Raw genomic sequence first — 17,990 nt, 5'->3', positions numbered from 1 at the left:
CTGAGACCCCTTTCTCAGGATTGGGCGGGGGCGGCTTCGTGCCGTCCCCGTACCGCCATCACGGCCAGCGACAGCGCCGCGCCGACAATGACGAACAGCGCGGGAAAGCCGCCGAGCACCGACATCATGCGGATGCCGTCGATCCCGCCGCCCGCGACCAGAACGATTGCGACCAAGCCGACGGTGATGCCCCACACCGCCTGAACCCACAGCGGGGCCTCGGGCGCGTCGGGCGTAATGCCATGCGTCGACAGCGCGCTCATCGCCGAAACATTGGCGTCGGCGCCCGCGACATAGGACAGGAAGATGGCGAACAGCACGATCCCGGCAACGACGGGGCCGCCGCCGAGCGCGCTGAACAGCCGGAACAGCACCGGATCGGGGCCTTGCGCGGTCAGGACGGCGTAAAGGCCGGCGCCGCTCTGCTGGTCGAACGCGATGGTCGCGCCGGCAATGGCAGTCATCCATACCGCACCGAACAGCGACGGCAGGATGAGGTTGTACATAATGAAGGCGCGGACGCTGTATCCCACCGCGAGGCGGCCAAGGAAAAGCGCGGTCACCGGCGCCCACGCGAACCAGTTGGCCCAGTTGAAGATCGTCCATTGCCGATGCCAGCCGGTATTGACGTCGAGGCCGAGGTTGCGGGGGATGAAGGTCTGGAAATAATCGACCACTCCGCGCAGCGACAGGCCGATCATCTCTGCGGTCGGCCCCGCAATCAGAACAAAGGCGATGATCGCGAAGAACAGCCAGGTGTTGAGCACCGAGAGGCCTGCGATGCCCTTTTGCAGGCCCGTCGCGGCGGAAATCAGGAAGCTCGCGACGATCGCTCCTGCAATCGCCCAGCGTAGTGGCGTGCCGCCGTCGAAGCCGCCGATCCCCTCGACCCCGCCCGCGAGCGCGAGCAGGCCGGCGCCGAGCGATGCCGCCATGCCCGCGACCAGCGCATAAAGGCAGATGATGTCGATGCCGGTGCCGACCGGGCCATGCGCGCGCCGGCCGATCAGCGGAACGAACAGCGACGACAGGCTGAAGGGTTCGCGGCGGTTATAATAGACGAGCGCGAAGGCGAGGCCCGCGACGGTGTAGATGGCATAGGGCGTCAGCGTCCAATGCAGGAACATCGTCGACATGGCGAAGGTCGCCGCCGCATCGCTGCCCGCCTCGAGCCCCAGCATCGCAGGCGGATCGTTGAGATGGAAGAGGGGTTCGGCGGCGCCCCAGAAGAGGATGCCGGTGGCGATCGTGGTGCAGAGCGTCACCGCGAACCAGCGCCATCGGGTCAATATCGGCTTTGCGGCGGGGCCGCCAATGATCCGCCCGCCGAGCGGCGAAACGGCAATGCCCGCAAGGAGCGCAAGAAAGCCGATCCCCGCCCAGGCGAAGAGCGGGGAGAAATAGCGCAATATCCAGTCGTTGATCGCCGTCTCGGCCGCGACGACAGCGGCCGCTTGCCAAAGGCTGAGGACAACGGCGGCGAGAAGCACCGCGAGCGGCGTGAAAAACACCGGGCGATTGAGGGGATGCTTCGGAAATGCTGGCAAATGATCGGCCGATCGGACATGGTCAGAAGGGTCAGCATGACGTTTGCCCCGCTCGAGGTCAAATCGGGGAGGTCAATTCGGGGCGGGAACGGCCCATCGGGCAAAGCGTTGGATCGGCAGAGATGTGGATGTGAAGGAGAAGCTTCGATGACCAGAAATTTGATGGCGGCCACCGCCGCGCTCGCGCTGCTCGCCTCGGGTCAGGCGGCGGCCTTCCAGACGCCGGCCGATACGGCGACGACGGCGAAACCGATGAAAGACGGCACCACGGCCGAAGAACGGTCGAACACCGCCCGGCTCAACGCCGAACAGGCCGCGCGCGCCAGGTCCGACAACACGGTCTATGCACAGGAAGTGTCGGCGGCGCAGCAGCAGGTCGCACACGACCAGCAAGTGTTCACCGAGGAAACCGCCGCTTATGAGGCTGAGAAGGCGCGCGTCGCCGCGATGTCGGCCGAAGAGCGGATGAAATGGGAAGCCGACGCTGCTGCGTGCAAGGCCGGCGACACGACCCGCTGCGCCGCGCCGACGACAACGCCGCCGCGCTAAGGCGTCAATATTCGGCGGGCACCGGTTCCGCTGTCGTGTCGGGCGGTGAGGGATCGCCGGTTGGCGCGGCGGCGAGTCGGCCTTCGTCCATCGCCGCTGCGGGTGGCTCCGGGTCGGGAAAACGGCCGCCATATCGATAGTCGTCGTCGGCATCGGCCAGGATCGGCGGGTCGACGTCGATCGCCCCCAGTTCGCGAAAAGCGTCATCACGCATCCTGTCGTCGCGATGCGCCCGCAGCCGCATCGCGACGCCGTAGCTGTCCGCGCAGTCGAGGCACGGCGCGGCCCCGCTGCCCTGCGGCGCCAGCGCGTCCGGATTGGCGCTGAGGTTCGAATAGGATACGGGCTCGCCGGTTCCGCGGCCCAATCGCGTCCCGACGGCCATTTCGCCCAGCAAAGCCCCGCCGGTGACCCCGGCGAGCGCGAGCGCCCACCAACGGAACAGGCGCGCGCCCGTGCGGCGACTCGCAGCGAAAGATAATTTCCTCGCCATCGGTCAATTTGGCCATGAACATGCGCCGGATGCAAGCCCGGCGCCATGATATTGCCCCGCAGCCGGCCATTCGTCGACGGATCGACGCGCTTCGTCTGTCAATCGAGCGGCTGTCCGCCCCGATCGATCCAAAGGCGATTCTCATGACGTCCAGGGGGTATCACCCCTTTGCGGGATATCGGAAGACGGTCTCCCCGGTCCGCCAACCGGTATCCCGCATCCTTTTTGAAGAGAGGACTCCCCCATGGCGAAATTTTCTTTCCTGCTGGCAGCGCCGGTTGCGCTGGCCGGTTTTTCGGTTCCGGCCGCGGCCGAAGACGATGGCGAGCGGCATACCGTCGTCGTGCGTTACGATGACCTGAACCTGTCGAGCGCCGACGGCCGCGAGCGGCTGAACGCCCGCGTCAAATTTGCCGTTCAGAAAGTGTGCGGCACCCGGCTGCACTACCGGCAGGGCCTTCGCGAACGTGCCGTTGCCAATCGCTGCGAGGACAGCGCGATGGCCGACGCCGATGTGAAACTGGCCGGCCTGTTCAACGGCGAAAGCGCCCGCCTGGCCGATCGCGGCCGGATTGTCGTCGCCGCCGCGCCCTGACCAACCCCGCCGTATGTTTGTCCCGAAAGGCGGTCATGCCCTTGCGGCATGGCCGCTTTTTTGTTCAGGCGTGCATGATCGCCTTTACATCGTGGAGATAGGTGCGTCCGATGCGGTGGACGCCGCCTTCGCCCAGGTCGACGCTCCACGCGCCGTCGCCATGGTGCTTTAATCCGACGATGCCTTCGCGGCGGATCATTTTCGACCGGTGGATGCGCATGAACTGATCGGGGTTCATGCGCGCTTCCAGCGATTTGATCGTCTGATGGATCAGCCAGCTGCGGCCGCCGACATGCAGGCGCATATAGTCGCGCTCGGCCTCGATCAAATCGACCTGTCCGGCATCGATGCGCAGCATCTCGCCGCGGTTCTGGACCCAGAATTCATTGATCCATCTGCTTTTTTGCGCCGGCGCGCGCTCGGTCGCGCGCCATTCGCGCACGCGCGACAGCGCGCGGGCGAGGCGGTCGGGCGACACGGGCTTGAGCAGATAATCGACTGCGGCAACGTCGAACGCCGCCACCGCATAACGATCGAAGGCGGTAACGAAGACGACCGCGGGTGGGTTGTCGAGCCCCTCGATCGCCGCGGCGACCTCCAGCCCGTTGAGATCGGGCATCGCGATGTCGCAGAGCACGAGGTCGGGCGCGAGGGCATCGACCATGCGGAGCGCCGAGGCGCCGTCGCTGGCGGTGCCGACGAGCGAGACGCCGTCCTGCTGGCCGGTCAATATCTGCAATCGTTCGATCGCCAGCGGTTCGTCGTCGACGATCAGGGTCCGAAGCGTCTGGATCATAAGGGTCAGGCCCCACTAATTGCACGTTCGAGGCGTCGAAATGGCGAAGATATCGGGTCCGGGTGGATGCAGCGGGTAGCATCGCTACCCGCAAGGCCGCGCGGGCTCGAGATCGAAGCCATTTCGACGTCCCTTCGGGATTTGACCGATTTTGTCCAGTGCCTCGTCGACAAGTCTTGAAATATCGACATATTACTGCGCCTTGCCTCCTCACACTGAACAAAATCGCTTCAAACCTCGATCGCGCAATTAGTAGGGCCTGACCCTTAGCAAGCCTCCCGAGCTAATGGCAGCCACAGCGATACGACAAAGCCGCCGTTGTCCGAAGGACCCCATTCGCATCCCGCGGTGGGACCATAACGGGTCAGCAGGCGTTCGCGCACATTGCCGAGGCCGAGGCCGGTTCCCGAGGCGGGGGCGGGTGCCTTCGGATCGATGTCGTTTTCGATGCGCAGCACCAGCAGGCCGTATTCGGCGCTGGCGGTGAGGCGGACCGCGATCTTTCCCTTACTCGGCGCAACGCCATATTTGATCGCATTCTCGATGATCGGTTGCAGGATCAGCACGGGAACGCAGGCGTTTTCCAGCTCTTTCGGCATGGCGACTTCGACCTGCAGGCGATCGGGGAAGCGGGTCTGCTCGATGTCGAGATAGAGGCGCTGGAGCGCGATTTCCTCGTCGAGACTGACGAGCTGCTCGGGATCGACCGCGAGGCTCGATCGCAGGAAGGACGCGAGATTCATGATCATCGTCTCGGCCTCGCTCTTCGATCCCTTGAGCACAAGCGTCGACAGCGAATTGAGCGTGTTGAACAGGAAGTGCGGATTGACCTGGTAATGCAGCGCGCGGAGCTGCGCGGTCTGTGCCTCCATTCGGAAATGGTTGGCGCGGCGTTCGAGAGCGCGCATCTCGTTGGCATAGCCGAACGCGACATAGAGCGCGGCCCAGACGGCAAAGAAGAAATACCAGCGGATCGAGCTGTCGAGGATCAGCATCGTTTCCCACGCGACCGAATATTTCGACTGCATTTCCTCGACGATCTTGGCGCTGTCGGAAACCGGAAACCAATAATAGAAAACCATCAGATTGACCGTGGCATAGATGATCACGAGCGGGACCGCGGCGCCGAAGGCGGCCGCCAGCCGGGCGCCGAAACTCTGGGGCTGGGCGCGCTGGAGCAGTTGATAAAGGACAAAGGTACACAAGATACCGGCGACGACGACGATCGCGCGGCGGCCGGCGGACGGCCATTGCTCGGGCACGCCGGTCAGCATCGCGAGCACCGAGGTGATCAGGAAATAGATCGCCCACATCGCGATGATCGATCCGATCGCGACCCGAGGGTTCACGCGGGCGTCGGAGGCGCGCCAGTCGGGCGCCGCCGCCAACATTTTCGCGCGCTGATCGCGCAGCGCATCCTTGCGGTTTGAGATATTCATTATGCTGGCTTTAGCGCCAAATGCCGATCGATGGCTAGCGGGCACCGGACCGCCAGTCGAAGCTGCGCGCACCTTGGTCGAAAGCAGAAGGCCGGTCAGCCCGCCGGTTGCGGCAGTGCGCGGCGCCAGTTGCCGCGCCGGTAGATCGCCCACGCCATCGCCAGCGAGGCGAGCGACGAGAGCGGAAAGCTCCACCAGAGGATGTCGCTGCCCACCGCCGGATAACCGAAATAATAGATGCCAAGGCGGATCGGGAACATCGACAGGAACAGGATGACGAGCGGCGGCACGACCGAGCCGTTGGCGCGCAGCGTACTGATCAGCACGATCGTCGTGCCGAAGGGCAGGAAGGTCCAGGTCGCGATCAGCTGGATATTGCGCGCGACCTCGATCGCCGGGCTTTCGCTGCCGAGGAAGAGCGCGAGCGCGGCGCGGTCGAAAGCCAGGAGGAGCGCGATCAGGACGCCGGTCATCGCAAGATTGATCGCGATGCCGCTGTTGGTCACCGATGCGACGCGGTCCCAGCGCCCGGCGCCGATATTCTGCGCCGCCATCGAACTGACCGCGGCGCCGACGGCGAGCGCGGGCATCTGGATATAGTTCCACAGCTGGAGCGTTGCGCCATAAGCGGCGGCAGTGACGAGCCCCTCGCGGTTGACGAGCCCGACCATGACGAGCCCGGCGCCCGAGATGACGAGCATCTGCGCGCCCATCGGCAGGCCGCGGCCGATAATGAAGCGCAGCTCGGACCATTTGGGAAGCAGGTAGGACAGCTCATGCCCGCGCAGGCGCAGCACATGGTTCTTCGCATAGAACCACCCGATCATCCCCGCGAGACTGATCGTCCCCGCGACGGCCGTGGCCAGCGCGCTGCCCGCGATGCCGAGGCGCGGGAAGGGGCCGAGGCCGAGGATCAGCACGGGGTTGAAGACGATGTCGAGCACGACCGCGAGGATCATGAACCGCAGCGGCGTTACCGCGTCGCCCGCGCCGCGCGAGGCCATCATCAGCGTCACCGACAGCATCGAAGCGGGAACCGCGAGGAAGGTGACGCGCAGATAATCATGCGCCAGCGCAAAGGCTTCGGGCGGGGTTTCGAGCCAGCGCAATATCTGGTCCGACGCGAACCAGCCGACAATCGCGATGACGACCGAGAAGATGAGCGCGAGGCCGATCACGCCGCCGGTCGCGCGGCGCGCGGCGTCGATATCGCCGCGCCCCATCGACTGGCCGATCAGCACCGTGGCTGCCATGCCGAAACCGAAGAAGGCGCCGAACATCAGGAACATGATGATGTTCGCATTGGCGGTTGCGGCGAGCGCGCTTTCGCCGAGGAACTGCCCAACCCAGATCGCGTTCACCGAGCCCGAGAGCGTCTGGAGGATGTTCGACGCGAGCGTCGGCAGCGCGAAGAGGATCAGCGTCTTGGTGATCGGCCCGTGGGTCAGGTCCATGCGCCCGTCGCGCGCGGTCTGGCGCGGCGGGATCGGCCCTGCGGCGGGGTCGGCCGCCGCGGCGACCGGAGTCGGCGTGACGGGCGCCTCTTCGCTCAACCCAGCCGCGCCAATGCGGCGGTCAGGCGGTCGGCCTCGGCCTCCTTGGCGGCGTGGTCGGCGCGCGCCTTTTCGACCGCTTCGGGCTTGGCGCGTTCAACGAACGACGGGTTGTTCAGGCGTCCCGCAAGGCCGTCGCGTTCCTTCGCCGCGGCGGCGAGCGCTTTGGTCAGCCGGTCGCGTTCGGCCGCGATGTCGATGACGCCTTCGAGCGGGACGGTGATCGTCTCGCCCTCGACGACGAGCTGGGCCGATGCGCCCGCGGGTGCGGGGTCGAAACTGATGGCTTCGAGGCGCGCGAGGCGATCGAGTTGCGCCGCGAGCTTGTCGGTGCGGCCCTTGAGCGACGCCGGGAAATGCGCGGTCAGGCGCGCCCCCGGCGGCAGGCCGAGTTCGGCCTTTGCGGTGCGCAGCTCGCTGACGAGCTTGATCAGCCAGTCGATGTCGGCGCTGGCATCGGCGTCGCGCACCGCTGCTGGTGCAGGCCATTTCGCGGTGATCAGCGGATAATCGGCACGGTCGCCAAGCCCGGTCCACAGCTCTTCGGTGATGAAGGGCATGAAGGGGTGCAGCATGACGAGGATCTGGTCGAGTACCCAGCCGGCGACAGCTTTCGTCTCGTCGTCGATCGCGCCCTTGATCAGTTCGAGATACCAGTCGCAGAAGCGGTCCCATGCGAAGCTGTAGATCGCGTTCGCGGCCTCGTCGAAGCGATAGGCGGCAAAGGCCGTCTCCATCGCGGCGACGGTCGCGGCGACTTCGCCGATGATCCAGCGGTTGACCGGCAGCGTCGCGGCGGGCCCCTCGAAGCTGGTCGACGCCGAAATGCCATTGGCTTCGCAGAAGCGCGCGGCGTTCCAGAGCTTGGTCGCGAAGTTGCGATAGCCCGCGAGGCGCGCGTCATCCATCTTGATGTCGCGGCCCTGGCTTTCCATCGCCGACATGAAGAAACGCAGCGCGTCGGCGCCATATTGGTCGATCAGCCCGAGCGGGTCGACGACATTGCCCTTCGACTTCGACATCTTCGCGCCATCGGGCGCGCGGACGAGGCCGTGGAGATAGAGCGTCTTCCATGGGACATCGCCCATGAACTCCATGCCCTGCATCGCCATGCGCGCATCCCAGAAGAAGAGGATGTCGAAGCCCGAGACAAGGACGTCGTTGGGGTAGTGGCGGCGAAGAAGTTCGGTATCCTCGGGCCAGCCGAGGGTCGCAAAGGGCCAGAGGGCGGAGGAGAACCAGGTGTCGAGGACGTCCTCGTCGCGCGTGAGCCAAATGGTTTTTGGCGCGTTCAGATCGCGGGCGCCACGATCGTCGGCTACCTTGATGGTGAAATCTGACGGATAATGTTCCGAAGCAAGCCGCAGAGCTTCGTCTTCGTTCTCCGCGACAAATACCTTTTCTGGAATGGGTTCGCGTTTGAAAGGTTCGAAGTCTGGGGTGACGCTAATGACGTCACCGTGTCCGGGGTTGCCATACACGTCTAGGCTCGGCCCATACCACGCCGGGATCCGATGTCCCCACCAGAGCTGGCGCGACACACACCACGGCTGGATATTCTCCATCCAGTTGAAGAAGGTCTTTTCCCACGTCTTGGGGACGATGTTGATGCGGCTGTCGCGCACTGCCTGCATCGGCGGCTGCGCGAGCGTTTCGGCGTCGACATACCATTGGTCGGTCAGCCAGGGCTCGATCACCACGCCGCCGCGGTCGCCGAACGGCGTCTGGATCGTGCGCGGCTCAGCGTCATGTTCGCCGCCGTCCTTGTCGACGTGCGGGATCAGGAAGCCCGCTTCCTTCATCCGCGTCACGACCAGCTCGCGCGCGCCGTCCTTGCCATCGCGCTTGAAGCGATGGAGGCCAAGATATTCGGCGGGGATCAGCCCGTCGGCGGTCTGGATGACGTTCGCGTCGCCATCGAGCATGTTGAGCATTTCGCCGGCCTTGAAACCCGCGCGCTTGCCAACGTCGAAGTCGTTGAAATCATGCCCCGGGGTGATCTTCACCGCGCCCGACCCCAGCTCGGGGTCGGCATGTTCGTCGGCGACGACCTTGAAGCGGCGGCCGGTGATCGGCTGGAGGATGTCCTTGCCGATCACGCTCTTGTAGCGCGCATCGTTGGGATGCACCGCGACCGCCATATCGGCGAGCATTGTTTCGGGGCGCGTCGTTGCGACCACGATAAAATCGCGCCCATCGTCGAGCGTCACGCCGTCGGCGAGCGGGTATTTGAAGTGCCAGAAACCGCCCTGAATCTCGTGCGTCTCGACCTCAAGGTCCGAAATCGCGGTCTTGAGCTTCGGATCCCAGTTCACGAGCCGCTTGTCGCGGTAGATCAGCCCCTTTTTGTGGAGGTCGACGAACACCTTGACCACCGCGGCGGTGAAATGCGGGTCCATCGTGAACTGCTCGCGTGACCAGTCCATCGAGCAGCCGAGGCGGCGGAGCTGGCCGGTGATCTGGCCGCCGCTTTCCGCCTTCCACTGCCACACCTTGTCGATGAAATCTTCGCGGCTGTAATTGGTGCGCTTGTCCTGCCGCTCTTCCATCTGGCGCTCGACGACCATCTGCGTCGCGATGCCGGCATGATCCATGCCGACGACCCACAGCGCGTCCTTGCCGCGCAAGCGTTCGTAACGGACGAGCACGTCCTGCAACGTATTGTCGAGCGCATGGCCGATGTGGAGAGCGCCGGTGACGTTCGGCGGCGGGTTGACGATCGTGAAGGGTGTCGCATCGGGACGCGCGGGGCGAAACAGCCCGCGGCTTTCCCATTCATGGGCCCATTTCGCCTCGATAGCGGCGGGATCGAACGTTTTTTCCATCGGCATAGCCGGGCGCCTTTGCCAGCCGGGGCGCGAGGCGGCAAGGGGGTGATCGCTTAAACGGTCGCTATCTCTCGTCATGCCGGACTTGATCCGGCATCCCGCTTTTCAGTCTTGGAAGGAAAAAGCGGGACCCCGGATCAAGTCCGGGGTGACGAGGTAAGGAGAGGCTGACCTATTTCTTCAAATGACTGCCCAGCCAGTTGAACACCGTCTGGTGCCATTGGACGCTGTTCGCGCCCTTCAGCACCCAGTGATTTTCGTCGGGAAAGACGAGCAGCTGCGACGGAATATTCCGGCGCTGAAGCGCGGTGAAAGCCGCAAGACCCTGGCTGTAGGGAATGCGGAAATCCTTCTCGCTGGTGATCACCAGCATCGGGGTTTTCCACTTGGCCACATGATTGACCGGGTTCCACTTTTCAGGATCGGTGCGTTCCCACCACGGACCGCCATGATCCCATTCGTCGAACCACAGCTCCTCGGTCTCGAACGCCATCGCGCGGAGATCAAAGACGCCGTCGTGCTGGACGAGGCATTTGAAGCCGTCGGTCCACTGACCCGCGATCCAGTTCATCATATAGCCGCCGTACGACGCGCCGAGCGCGCAGGCGTTGGTTATGTCGAGCTGCGGGTCCTGCTTGCCCGCCGCGGCGAGGCCGAGCTTCAGATCCTCGAGCGGCTTGCCGCCCCAATCCTTGTTGATGCTGTCGGTGAACGCCTGACCGTAACCCGTCGAGCCGTGGAAATCGACCGTGACGACGCCATAGCCCTGCTGCGCGAAGACGCGCGGGTTCCAGCGTGTCGACCAGCTGTTGCCGAAGCTCGACTGCGGGCCGCCGTGGACGATGAACGCGACCGGCAGCTTCTGAACCGGGCTGACGGGCTTGACGATCATCCCCCACACCTTGTCGCCGTTCGCGCCCGCGAACTGGACGCGGTCGAGTTCGACCGCGTCATACTCGGCGAGGCGCGCGGCGTTGACCGCGGTGAGCTGCTTCACCTTGCCCTTGGCGTCGCGGACGAAAAGGTCGGTCGGTGCGAGCGCGCTGTTGCGCGAATAGAGGAGGGCGCCGCCGGGAAGCGGCGCAACATCGCCGATATTGCCATCGAAGGCCTCGTTCGACGCCTTGAGCTTCTCGACCTTGCCGCTCGCGGCATCGACGCGGAAAACGGGGTGGTCGAGCGTGTCCTGCGCGGTGACGTAAAGCGACTTGCCGTCGGGCGCCCACGCGATCGAGCCGACCGAGCGGTCCCATGCTTCGGTGAGCTTCTTCGTCTCGCCGCTTTCGAGATTGCGCAGCATCAGCACCTGCCGGTCGGCCTCATAGCCCGGCCGTGCCATCGCGACATAGGCGAGCCATTTGCCGTCGGGCGAGGGGGTGGGGAGGGTGTCGGTGGCCTGATTGTCCTGCGTCAAATTGGCCGGCATCATCCGGCTGTCGACCAGCCAGCTGTAGATATCGAGGTTGGTCGACATCGGCTCGTTTCGGTCGGCCTTGCGCAGCGTGAAGAAGACGGTGCGGCTGTCGGCGCCCCACGCGAGTTCCTCGCCGCCGCCGAACGGCTTCGACGGGCTGTCGCCGATCAGGCCCGCGTCGACCGGGCGCGCCGCGCTGGCCTTGCCGTCTGCGAGGTTGAAAACGAACGGGCGGCTATAGGTACCGGGGGTTTCCCACTCGTCCCAATGGCGGACGAAGCCCGCGCCATCTTTGTACAGACGGCCGCTGCCGGGGCCAGGGAGCGCGCCCTTGTCCTTGGCGTCGCAGCCGAAATCGGTGCATTCCTTCGCGATATCGCCCCACGCGAGCAGTTTCGCCGCGTCGGGCGAGATCTTGAAGCCCGACACGTCGGCCTGGGTGTCGGTCACCTGCGTCGCCGCGGCGCCCGCCTTGGGATCGATCCGCCATACCTGGCTTTTGCCCGAAGCGTTCGAGAGGAAATAGAGGATGCCATCCTTGTCGAAGGCGGGCGCGGTTTCATTCTTGCCCGCGGTGTCGGCGATTTGGGCAGGCTTTGCGTCCTTCGCATTGCGGTCGACGAGCCACAGCCCGGTCGAACGCTTGTACGTCGCACCCTCGGTCTCGGTCATCTGGAACACGACCCAGCGCCCATCGGGCGATGCGGTCGGCGCGGCGACGCGCTTCAACGTCGCAAGGTCGACCTCGGTCATCGGCCGGGCGAAAGCGGGGGTGGAAAGAGCGGCGGCGAGCGCAATCGCGCTGGACAGGATGTGGTTTCGCATGAAAGCGGTTTAGCGATGCGCCGCGCGGGTTCAAGGACGAACCGACCGCGCTCGCCTCGATTCCCCGCTGCCGCTGAAAATCGGGGCTTGGCGATAATAAATCAAACCTCTCTGGCGCCGCCGCGTCCGATGCGCCATCGGGCCGCGTTCAAGGAGATATCTGTGGCGAAGCCGGATTCGAGTCGGATTTTTTTACCGCTGCTGGCGGGCGCGAGCCTGCGCGACCGGGTGGTCGCCAGCGTGGGCGCGCTCGTCGGGATCAGCTTTGCCGGCCTGATCTGCGCGGCGATGTTCCCGGTCACGATGCCGTGGATCATCGCACCGATCGGCGCGTCGGCGGTGCTGCTGTTCGCCGTGCCCGCGAGCCCGCTCGCCCAGCCCTGGTCGATCGTCGGCGGCAACGTCATTTCGGGCATCTTCGGCGTGGTCGTGGCGCAGGCGATCGGCGAGCCCGCCTTCGCGGCCGCGCTGGCGGTCTCGGCCGCCATCTTGATGATGTCGCTCGCGCGCTGCCTGCATCCTCCGGGCGGCGCGGTCGCGCTCAGCGCGGTGCTCGGCTGGCAGAGCTTTTCGGGACATGTCGCCGATTTCCTTGTGCCCGTGCTCATCAATTCGCTGATCCTCGTGGGCGTCGGCATGCTGTTCCACCGTTTTTCGGGGCACAGCTATCCGCATCGCGCGCGGCCCGTCGACGGGAAGGCGGTGCCGCAGGAGCCGGTCGGGCTGTTGATGGACGATATCGACGGCGCGCTTGCCGATCTGGGCGAAACGTTCGATATCAGCCGCGAGGATCTCGCCTTGCTGCTGGCGCGCGCCGAGGCGCACGCCGCGGAGCGCGTCGCCAAGGCGCAGCTTGCCCTGGCGGGCAGCAAGCTTGCGGCGGAAAAAGCGAAAAAGCGGAAGCCCGAAAAGGTCGGTTCCTAACGGACGATCGCGCCGCCCTTCATCACATGGTCGATCTTTTCGAGCACGGTGATGTCGGCGAGCGGATCGGCCTTCACCGCGATGAAATCGGCATAGCGGCCGGGCAGGATCGCGCCGACGTCGCCGCGCCCCATTTCCTCTGCCGCGCGCCCGGTCGCGGACTGGATCGCCTGCATCGGCGTCATCCCATATTTGACCATATTGCGAAATTGCCGCGCGTTGAGCCCGTGCGGATAGACGCCCGCGTCGGTGGCATAACCGATGTTGACGCCCAGCTCGACCGCGCGGCGGAAAGCGGCGCGCTGCGCATCGGTCGTCTCGCGGTTCTTGCGCAGATATTCCTCGGGCCAGCCCTCTTTCGTGCCGACCTCGTCGATATAGGTGCCGTTGTAGATGTCCATCGCGAGCCAGGTGCCGCGCTTTTTTGCAAGCTGCAGCGTCGCCTCATCGGCCAGGCTCGCATGTTCGATGCTGTCGACCCCGGCGTTGATCGCATTCTGGATGCCGATCGCACCGTGCGCGTGCGCGGTGACCCTCTTGCCGCGGGCATGCGCGACCTTCACGACCGCGCGCAGCTGCTCGACGGTCATTTCGGGCGCGCCGGGTTCGGTGCCGATCGCCAGCACCGCGCCCGTCGCGATCGTCTTGATGAAGTCGGCGCCATGGTCGAGCAGGTACGTCGTCTTCGCCGCGGCTTCCTCCGGCGTCGCCGCGACGCCGAGGCGCATGTCGGGGGGCAGCTGTTCGTTCGGAACCACGCCGTTGAGTTCGCCGCCGCCCTTCGGGATGGTGAGATAAGCGCCCGCGACCCACATGCGCGGCCCGGGCACGTCGCCGCGCTCGATCGCATTGCGCAGCGTCACGTCGGTCAGGCCGCGATAGGTGCCAACGTCGCGCACGCTCGTAAAACCCGCGCCCAGCGTCACGCGCGCGTTGCGCGCGCCGACGAGCGCGGTTTCGGCGGGCGATGCCTTCATTGGTGCGGCAAGGTCGGCGCTCTGGCCGAGATCGGCGAGATGGGTGTGGAGATCGATCAGGCCGGGAAGCACGGTGAAGCCCGACCAGTCGACGACCTTCGCGCCAGCGGGCGCTTTGCCGCAGGCGCCGACCGCCTTGATGCGCTCGGCTTCGACGGTGATGCACTGGCCGGTGCGGACCTCGTTCGAGACGCCGTCGATCAGCCGCCCCGTCTGGAGATAGAGGGTTTCGGCCGATGCGGGCGCTGCGGCGAGTGCCGCCGCGAGCGCTGCGATCAGCCGGCCGCGCCGAACGCGTCGCACTGGCGCGGATCCCCCGATTGCAGGCCGCGGCGCAGCCAGCTCATGCGCTGTTCGCTCGTGCCGTGGGTGAAGCTTTCGGGCACCGGCCGCTGCCCCGCCGAGCGCATCAGCGTGTCGTCGCCGATGGCGTTCGCGGCGCGCATCGCTTCTTCCATGTCGCCCTCTTCCATGACGGGCTGGCCCGCGCTGTTTCTGGCGCGCGCCGCCCAGACGCCGGCGTAGCAATCGGCCTGAAGCTCCATGCGGACCTGCAGCGCATTGCCTTCGGCCTGCGAGGCGCGCTGTTGCGCGCGGCGGACCTGATCCGAAATGCCGCTGATCGTCTGGATATGATGGCCGACTTCGTGCGCGATCACATAGGCTTGTGCCGCGTCGCCCGCGGCGCCGAATTTCTGTTCGAGTTCGCGGAAGAAGCTGGTGTCGAGATAAACGCCCTGGTCGGCGGGACAATAGAAGGGGCCCATCGCCGAGCTTGCGGCGCCGCAGCCCGAATTGCGCGTCGATTGTTCATAGAAATTGAGCGTCGGCTTGCGATAGCCGGTGATCAGACCCTCCCAAACCGTATGCGTCGATCCGAATACGTTGCACGCAAAGCGTTCGCTCGCGGTATCACAGGCAACATTGGCGCCGCTACGGCTGTCCACGGCCGGATCGGCGGTGCCGCCGCCGCTGCTGAGCATATTGGCGCCGGGACCGAGAAGGAAGAAAGCGGCCGCACCGATCAGCAGGATCGTGCCGCAACCCATCTTGCGCCCGAGCAGCATCGGCAGAAATCCGATGAGAAGCCCGCCGAGACCGCCGCCCCCACCGCCGCCGAAACCGCCGCCGCTACCGCGGCCCAGGTCGCGGATGTCGTCACCGGGATCATAATCGTCGAGGCGCATGGGGCTTCTCCACCGGTAAAATGCTCGTTCGACCGCGATAGTTACAGCAGCGCCGGGCAATTGGAAGGGGCTTCGCATATAATCGAGCCATTGCAATAGGCTGTGTTGCGGTGCACAAATCTTGCACCCGCAAATCAAGGATCCCCCGAGTCCATGCCACGCCGTGCCGCCCGCGCCGCGCTTCCGCTTCCCGACCTCGTCGTGCTTGTCCTGCAGGGCGGCGGCGCGCTCGGCGCGTTTCAGGCGGGGGTGTATGAGGCGCTGATCGATCTCGGCATCGAGCTCGACTGGGTGGCGGGGATTTCGATCGGCGCGGTCAATGCCGCGATCATCGCGGGGAACGAACGCGATCAGGCCGTGGGCAAGATGCGCGAATTCTGGGAAGGCGTGTCGTCGGCGCTGCCCTCGCTGCCGACGGTCGACAGCGACTGGGCGCGCGAGTGGACGCATATGGCGGCGGCGGGGCAGGTCGCGGCGTTCGGCGTCCCCGGCTTCTTTACCCCGCGCTTCCCGCCGCCCGCCTTTGCCGAGCGGCAGACGCCCGAAGCGGTCAGTTTCTACGACACCGCGCCGCTGGCCCAGACACTCGACCGGCTGGTCGACTGGGACCGGGTGAACAACGGCAAGGTGCGGCTGTCGGTCGGCGCCGTTGCGGTAGAGACGGGCAATTTCCGCTATTTCGACACGAAGCTCGAAACGCTCGACGCGCGGCATATCCTCGCCTCGGGCGCGCTGCCGCCCGGTCTGCCGCCGGTCGAGATCGACGGGACATGGTATTGGGACGGCGGGCTCGTGTCGAACACGCCGCTCGAACATGTCGTCGAGTCGGCGAACGAGGATATGCTGGTGTTTCAGGTCGACCTGTTCCCCGCGCGCGGGGATCGCCCGCACGACATGGAAGAAGCCTGGTCGCGCGAAAAGGACATCCGCTTTTCCAGCCGGACGCGCCGCATTTCGGACGGACTGGTGCGGCGGCGCAAGGAACACCGGCTGATCGACCGGATGCTGCAGAAACTGCCGGCCGAGTTCGCCGACCTGTCCGAGGTCAAGGCGGTGCGCAAGATGGTCGACTGCAAGGCGCTCAACGTCGTCCAGTTGATCCACGAACCGCCGTCATGGCAGACCGGCGCGCGCGATTTCGAATTTTCGCGCTCGACGATGGAGGTCAATTGGGCGCTCGGCCGCGACGCGGTCGAGGCCGCGATGAAAGACGGTCACCTGCTCGCCGAAAGCATCGCCGAAGGGCGGTCGGACAGTTTCGCGGTGCAATCGAACGCATTGCGACCAAAGGCCGAGCCCGACGTTTCCTAGGGTTCGGACCCTTACTCTCTCCACCGAAAGGACTATCTTATGCGCCTCACAGGAAAGACCGCCCTCGTCACCGGATCGACGTCCGGGATCGGACTCGGGATTGCGAAGGCATTCGCGGCCGAAGGCGCGAACATCATCATCAACGGGTTCGGCGAAGCCGACGCGATCGAAACCGAACGCAAGGGGCTTGAAGCGATCAGCGGCGGGGCGGCCGCCTATGACGGCGCCGACCTGACGAAGCCCGAACAGATCGAAGACATGTTCAAACGCGCCGACAAGGATTTCGGCGGGGTCGACATTCTCGTCAACAATGCGGGCATGCAGTTCGTGTCGCCGGTCGAGGATTTCCCGCCGGAGAAATGGGACATGATCATCGCGCTCAATCTGACCGCGGCGTTCCACACGATCCGCCACGCCGTACCCGTCATGCGCAAGAAGAAGTGGGGACGGATCATCGCGACGGCGTCGGCGCACTCGCTCGTCGCCTCGCCGTTCAAATCGGCCTATGTCACCGCGAAGCATGGGCTTGCGGGGCTGACGAAGACGGTCGCACTCGAAGTCGCCGATGCGGGCATCACCGTGAATTGCATCAGCCCCGGCTATGTCTGGACTCCGCTCGTCGAAAACCAGATTCCCGACACGATGAAGGCGCGCGGCATGACGCGCGAACAGGTCATCAACGATGTGCTGCTGGCGGGCCAGCCGACGAAGCAGTTCGTGACCGTCGAGCAGGTCGCGGCGATCGCATCCTTCCTGACCCGCGACGAGGCCGCCAACATCACCGGCGCGAACCTCAGCGTCGACGGCGGCTGGACGGCCGCCTGATCGGCTGCGCCCTTGAGCTATTTCCTTCGCCCTCCTAAGGTTAACGCAACCGGACCGGGGAGTGACGGAGAATGAGGGGTCGTACCAATTTGATTTTAGCCCTGATGCTGGGCTTGACTGTCAGCGCCTGTCGAACGGTGCCGCCAATGCCGCCATCCGCCGCCGATGCTCCGGCGGAGACGGGCACGTGGCGCGGCACCGCGACAACGCAGGACAAGGAGCGCATTCGCGGCTGGTACAGCAGCTGGCAGGCGGCACTGGCCGATGCCCGCGCGAAAGGCTTTGGCGCCGACATCGACCGCGAAGGCGTGCTGCTGCAACCGATGGCGGCCTTGCCCAATCCGCATCTGCCCGCGGGCGATTACCGGTGCCGGACGGTCAAGGTCGGGGCGCAGGCGCGCCGCGATCTCGCCTATATCGGCTATGGCTGGTTCCGGTGCCGCGTCGCGCCCGAACAGGGACTGTCGAGCCTGACCAAGATCTCGGGGTCGCAGCGGCCCGTCGGACTGATCTTTCCCGACAATCTGAAGCGCCAGATTTTTCTCGGCACGCTCGAACTCGGCGATGAGAAGATGGCGGTCAATTACGGCAGCGACCGGATGCGCGACATGGCGGGGCTGATCGAGCGGATCGGCGACAATCGCTGGCGGCTCGTGCTGCCCGCGCCGGCGTATGAATCCTTGCTCGACGTGATCGAACTGGTCCCGGCGACCTAAAAAGAACAACA

15 protein-coding genes are annotated in these 17,990 nt (G+C 65.4%); 6 read left to right on the top strand and 9 right to left on the bottom strand.

Annotation, left to right across the window (positions count from 1 at the left end):
* Window positions 1–14: 14 nt before the first annotated feature.
* On the bottom strand, window positions 15–1,511 hold the full coding sequence (locus ATE70_RS11805; RefSeq protein WP_231732882.1) for a BCCT family transporter: 1,497 nt from the start codon (window positions 1,509–1,511) through the stop codon (window positions 15–17).
* A gap of 183 nt (window positions 1,512–1,694) precedes the next feature.
* Between ATE70_RS11805 and ATE70_RS11800 the strand changes: the two genes are divergently transcribed.
* Window positions 1,695–2,096 carry a hypothetical protein gene (locus ATE70_RS11800; RefSeq protein ID WP_156419681.1) on the top strand — a complete coding sequence of 134 codons (402 nt, stop codon included), beginning with the start codon at window positions 1,695–1,697 and terminating at the stop codon, window positions 2,094–2,096.
* 4 nt (window positions 2,097–2,100) lie between these two features.
* On the opposite strand, the gene ATE70_RS11795 is transcribed toward ATE70_RS11800, so the two are convergent.
* The gene (locus tag ATE70_RS11795; protein WP_058538085.1) at window positions 2,101–2,589 is read right to left on the bottom strand and encodes a hypothetical protein; all 489 of its coding nucleotides are present in this window, start codon (window positions 2,587–2,589) and stop codon (window positions 2,101–2,103) included.
* Window positions 2,590–2,833: 244 nt separating this feature from the next.
* Here ATE70_RS11795 and ATE70_RS11790 point away from each other — a divergent pair, with 244 nt between their 5' ends.
* The gene (locus tag ATE70_RS11790; RefSeq protein ID WP_058538084.1) at window positions 2,834–3,184 is read left to right on the top strand and encodes a UrcA family protein; all 351 of its coding nucleotides are present in this window, start codon (window positions 2,834–2,836) and stop codon (window positions 3,182–3,184) included.
* Window positions 3,185–3,248: 64 nt separating this feature from the next.
* On the opposite strand, the gene ATE70_RS11785 is transcribed toward ATE70_RS11790, so the two are convergent.
* The 5 genes from ATE70_RS11785 to ATE70_RS11765 all read right to left on the bottom strand — a co-directional run bounded on the left by ATE70_RS11785 (window position 3,249) and on the right by ATE70_RS11765 (window position 12,039).
* Window positions 3,249–3,980 (bottom strand): LytR/AlgR family response regulator transcription factor, encoded by a 732-nt coding sequence (locus ATE70_RS11785; RefSeq protein WP_056374183.1) that lies wholly within the window; start codon window positions 3,978–3,980, stop codon window positions 3,249–3,251.
* Between the two features lie 266 nt (window positions 3,981–4,246).
* Complete coding sequence (locus ATE70_RS11780) at window positions 4,247–5,419, bottom strand: sensor histidine kinase (protein WP_058538233.1); 1,173 nt, start codon at window positions 5,417–5,419, stop codon at window positions 4,247–4,249.
* Window positions 5,420–5,514: 95 nt separating this feature from the next.
* On the bottom strand, window positions 5,515–6,972 hold the full coding sequence (locus tag ATE70_RS11775) for an MATE family efflux transporter (RefSeq protein WP_231732636.1): 1,458 nt from the start codon (window positions 6,970–6,972) through the stop codon (window positions 5,515–5,517).
* Window positions 6,969–9,803: a valine--tRNA ligase gene (locus ATE70_RS11770; protein WP_058538083.1), complete on the bottom strand. Its 2,835-nt coding sequence runs from the start codon at window positions 9,801–9,803 to the stop codon at window positions 6,969–6,971. Before ATE70_RS11770 ends, ATE70_RS11775 begins: the two co-directional genes overlap by 4 nt.
* 169 nt (window positions 9,804–9,972) lie before the next feature.
* The gene (locus tag ATE70_RS11765; RefSeq protein ID WP_058538082.1) at window positions 9,973–12,039 is read right to left on the bottom strand and encodes an alpha/beta hydrolase family protein; all 2,067 of its coding nucleotides are present in this window, start codon (window positions 12,037–12,039) and stop codon (window positions 9,973–9,975) included.
* A gap of 162 nt (window positions 12,040–12,201) precedes the next feature.
* Here ATE70_RS11765 and ATE70_RS11760 point away from each other — a divergent pair, with 162 nt between their 5' ends.
* Window positions 12,202–12,963, top strand: a complete 762-nt coding sequence (locus tag ATE70_RS11760; RefSeq protein ID WP_231732637.1) for an HPP family protein — start codon at window positions 12,202–12,204, stop codon at window positions 12,961–12,963.
* Here ATE70_RS11760 and ATE70_RS11755 read toward each other — a convergent pair.
* Both ATE70_RS11755 and ypfJ read right to left on the bottom strand, forming a co-directional pair.
* Complete coding sequence (locus ATE70_RS11755) at window positions 12,960–14,243, bottom strand: metal-dependent hydrolase family protein (protein WP_058538081.1); 1,284 nt, start codon at window positions 14,241–14,243, stop codon at window positions 12,960–12,962. The genes ATE70_RS11760 and ATE70_RS11755 overlap by 4 nt on opposite strands.
* Window positions 14,216–15,127, bottom strand: a complete 912-nt coding sequence (gene ypfJ, locus ATE70_RS11750) for a KPN_02809 family neutral zinc metallopeptidase (protein ID WP_058538080.1) — start codon at window positions 15,125–15,127, stop codon at window positions 14,216–14,218. Before ypfJ ends, ATE70_RS11755 begins: the two co-directional genes overlap by 28 nt.
* A gap of 153 nt (window positions 15,128–15,280) precedes the next feature.
* Between ypfJ and ATE70_RS11745 the strand changes: the two genes are divergently transcribed.
* The 3 genes from ATE70_RS11745 to ATE70_RS11735 all read left to right on the top strand — a co-directional run bounded on the left by ATE70_RS11745 (window position 15,281) and on the right by ATE70_RS11735 (window position 17,979).
* Window positions 15,281–16,438 (top strand): patatin-like phospholipase family protein, encoded by a 1,158-nt coding sequence (locus ATE70_RS11745; RefSeq protein ID WP_058538079.1) that lies wholly within the window; start codon window positions 15,281–15,283, stop codon window positions 16,436–16,438.
* 39 nt (window positions 16,439–16,477) lie between these two features.
* A complete protein-coding gene (locus ATE70_RS11740; RefSeq protein ID WP_058538078.1) occupies window positions 16,478–17,263 on the top strand; it encodes a 3-hydroxybutyrate dehydrogenase in 786 nt (261 codons plus the stop codon).
* A 104-nt stretch (window positions 17,264–17,367) separates the two neighbouring features.
* Entirely contained in the window at window positions 17,368–17,979 is a 612-nt protein-coding gene (locus ATE70_RS11735; RefSeq protein ID WP_231732881.1) for a DUF4893 domain-containing protein, read from the top strand.
* Window positions 17,980–17,990 lie beyond the last annotated feature (11 nt).

The sequence above is a fragment of the Sphingopyxis sp. H053 genome, assembly GCF_001468225.1.
Classification (GTDB): domain Bacteria; phylum Pseudomonadota; class Alphaproteobacteria; order Sphingomonadales; family Sphingomonadaceae; genus Sphingopyxis.
The sequence above is the reverse complement of the archived record's forward strand: the minus strand, read 5'-3'. Positions and strand labels throughout refer to the sequence as shown.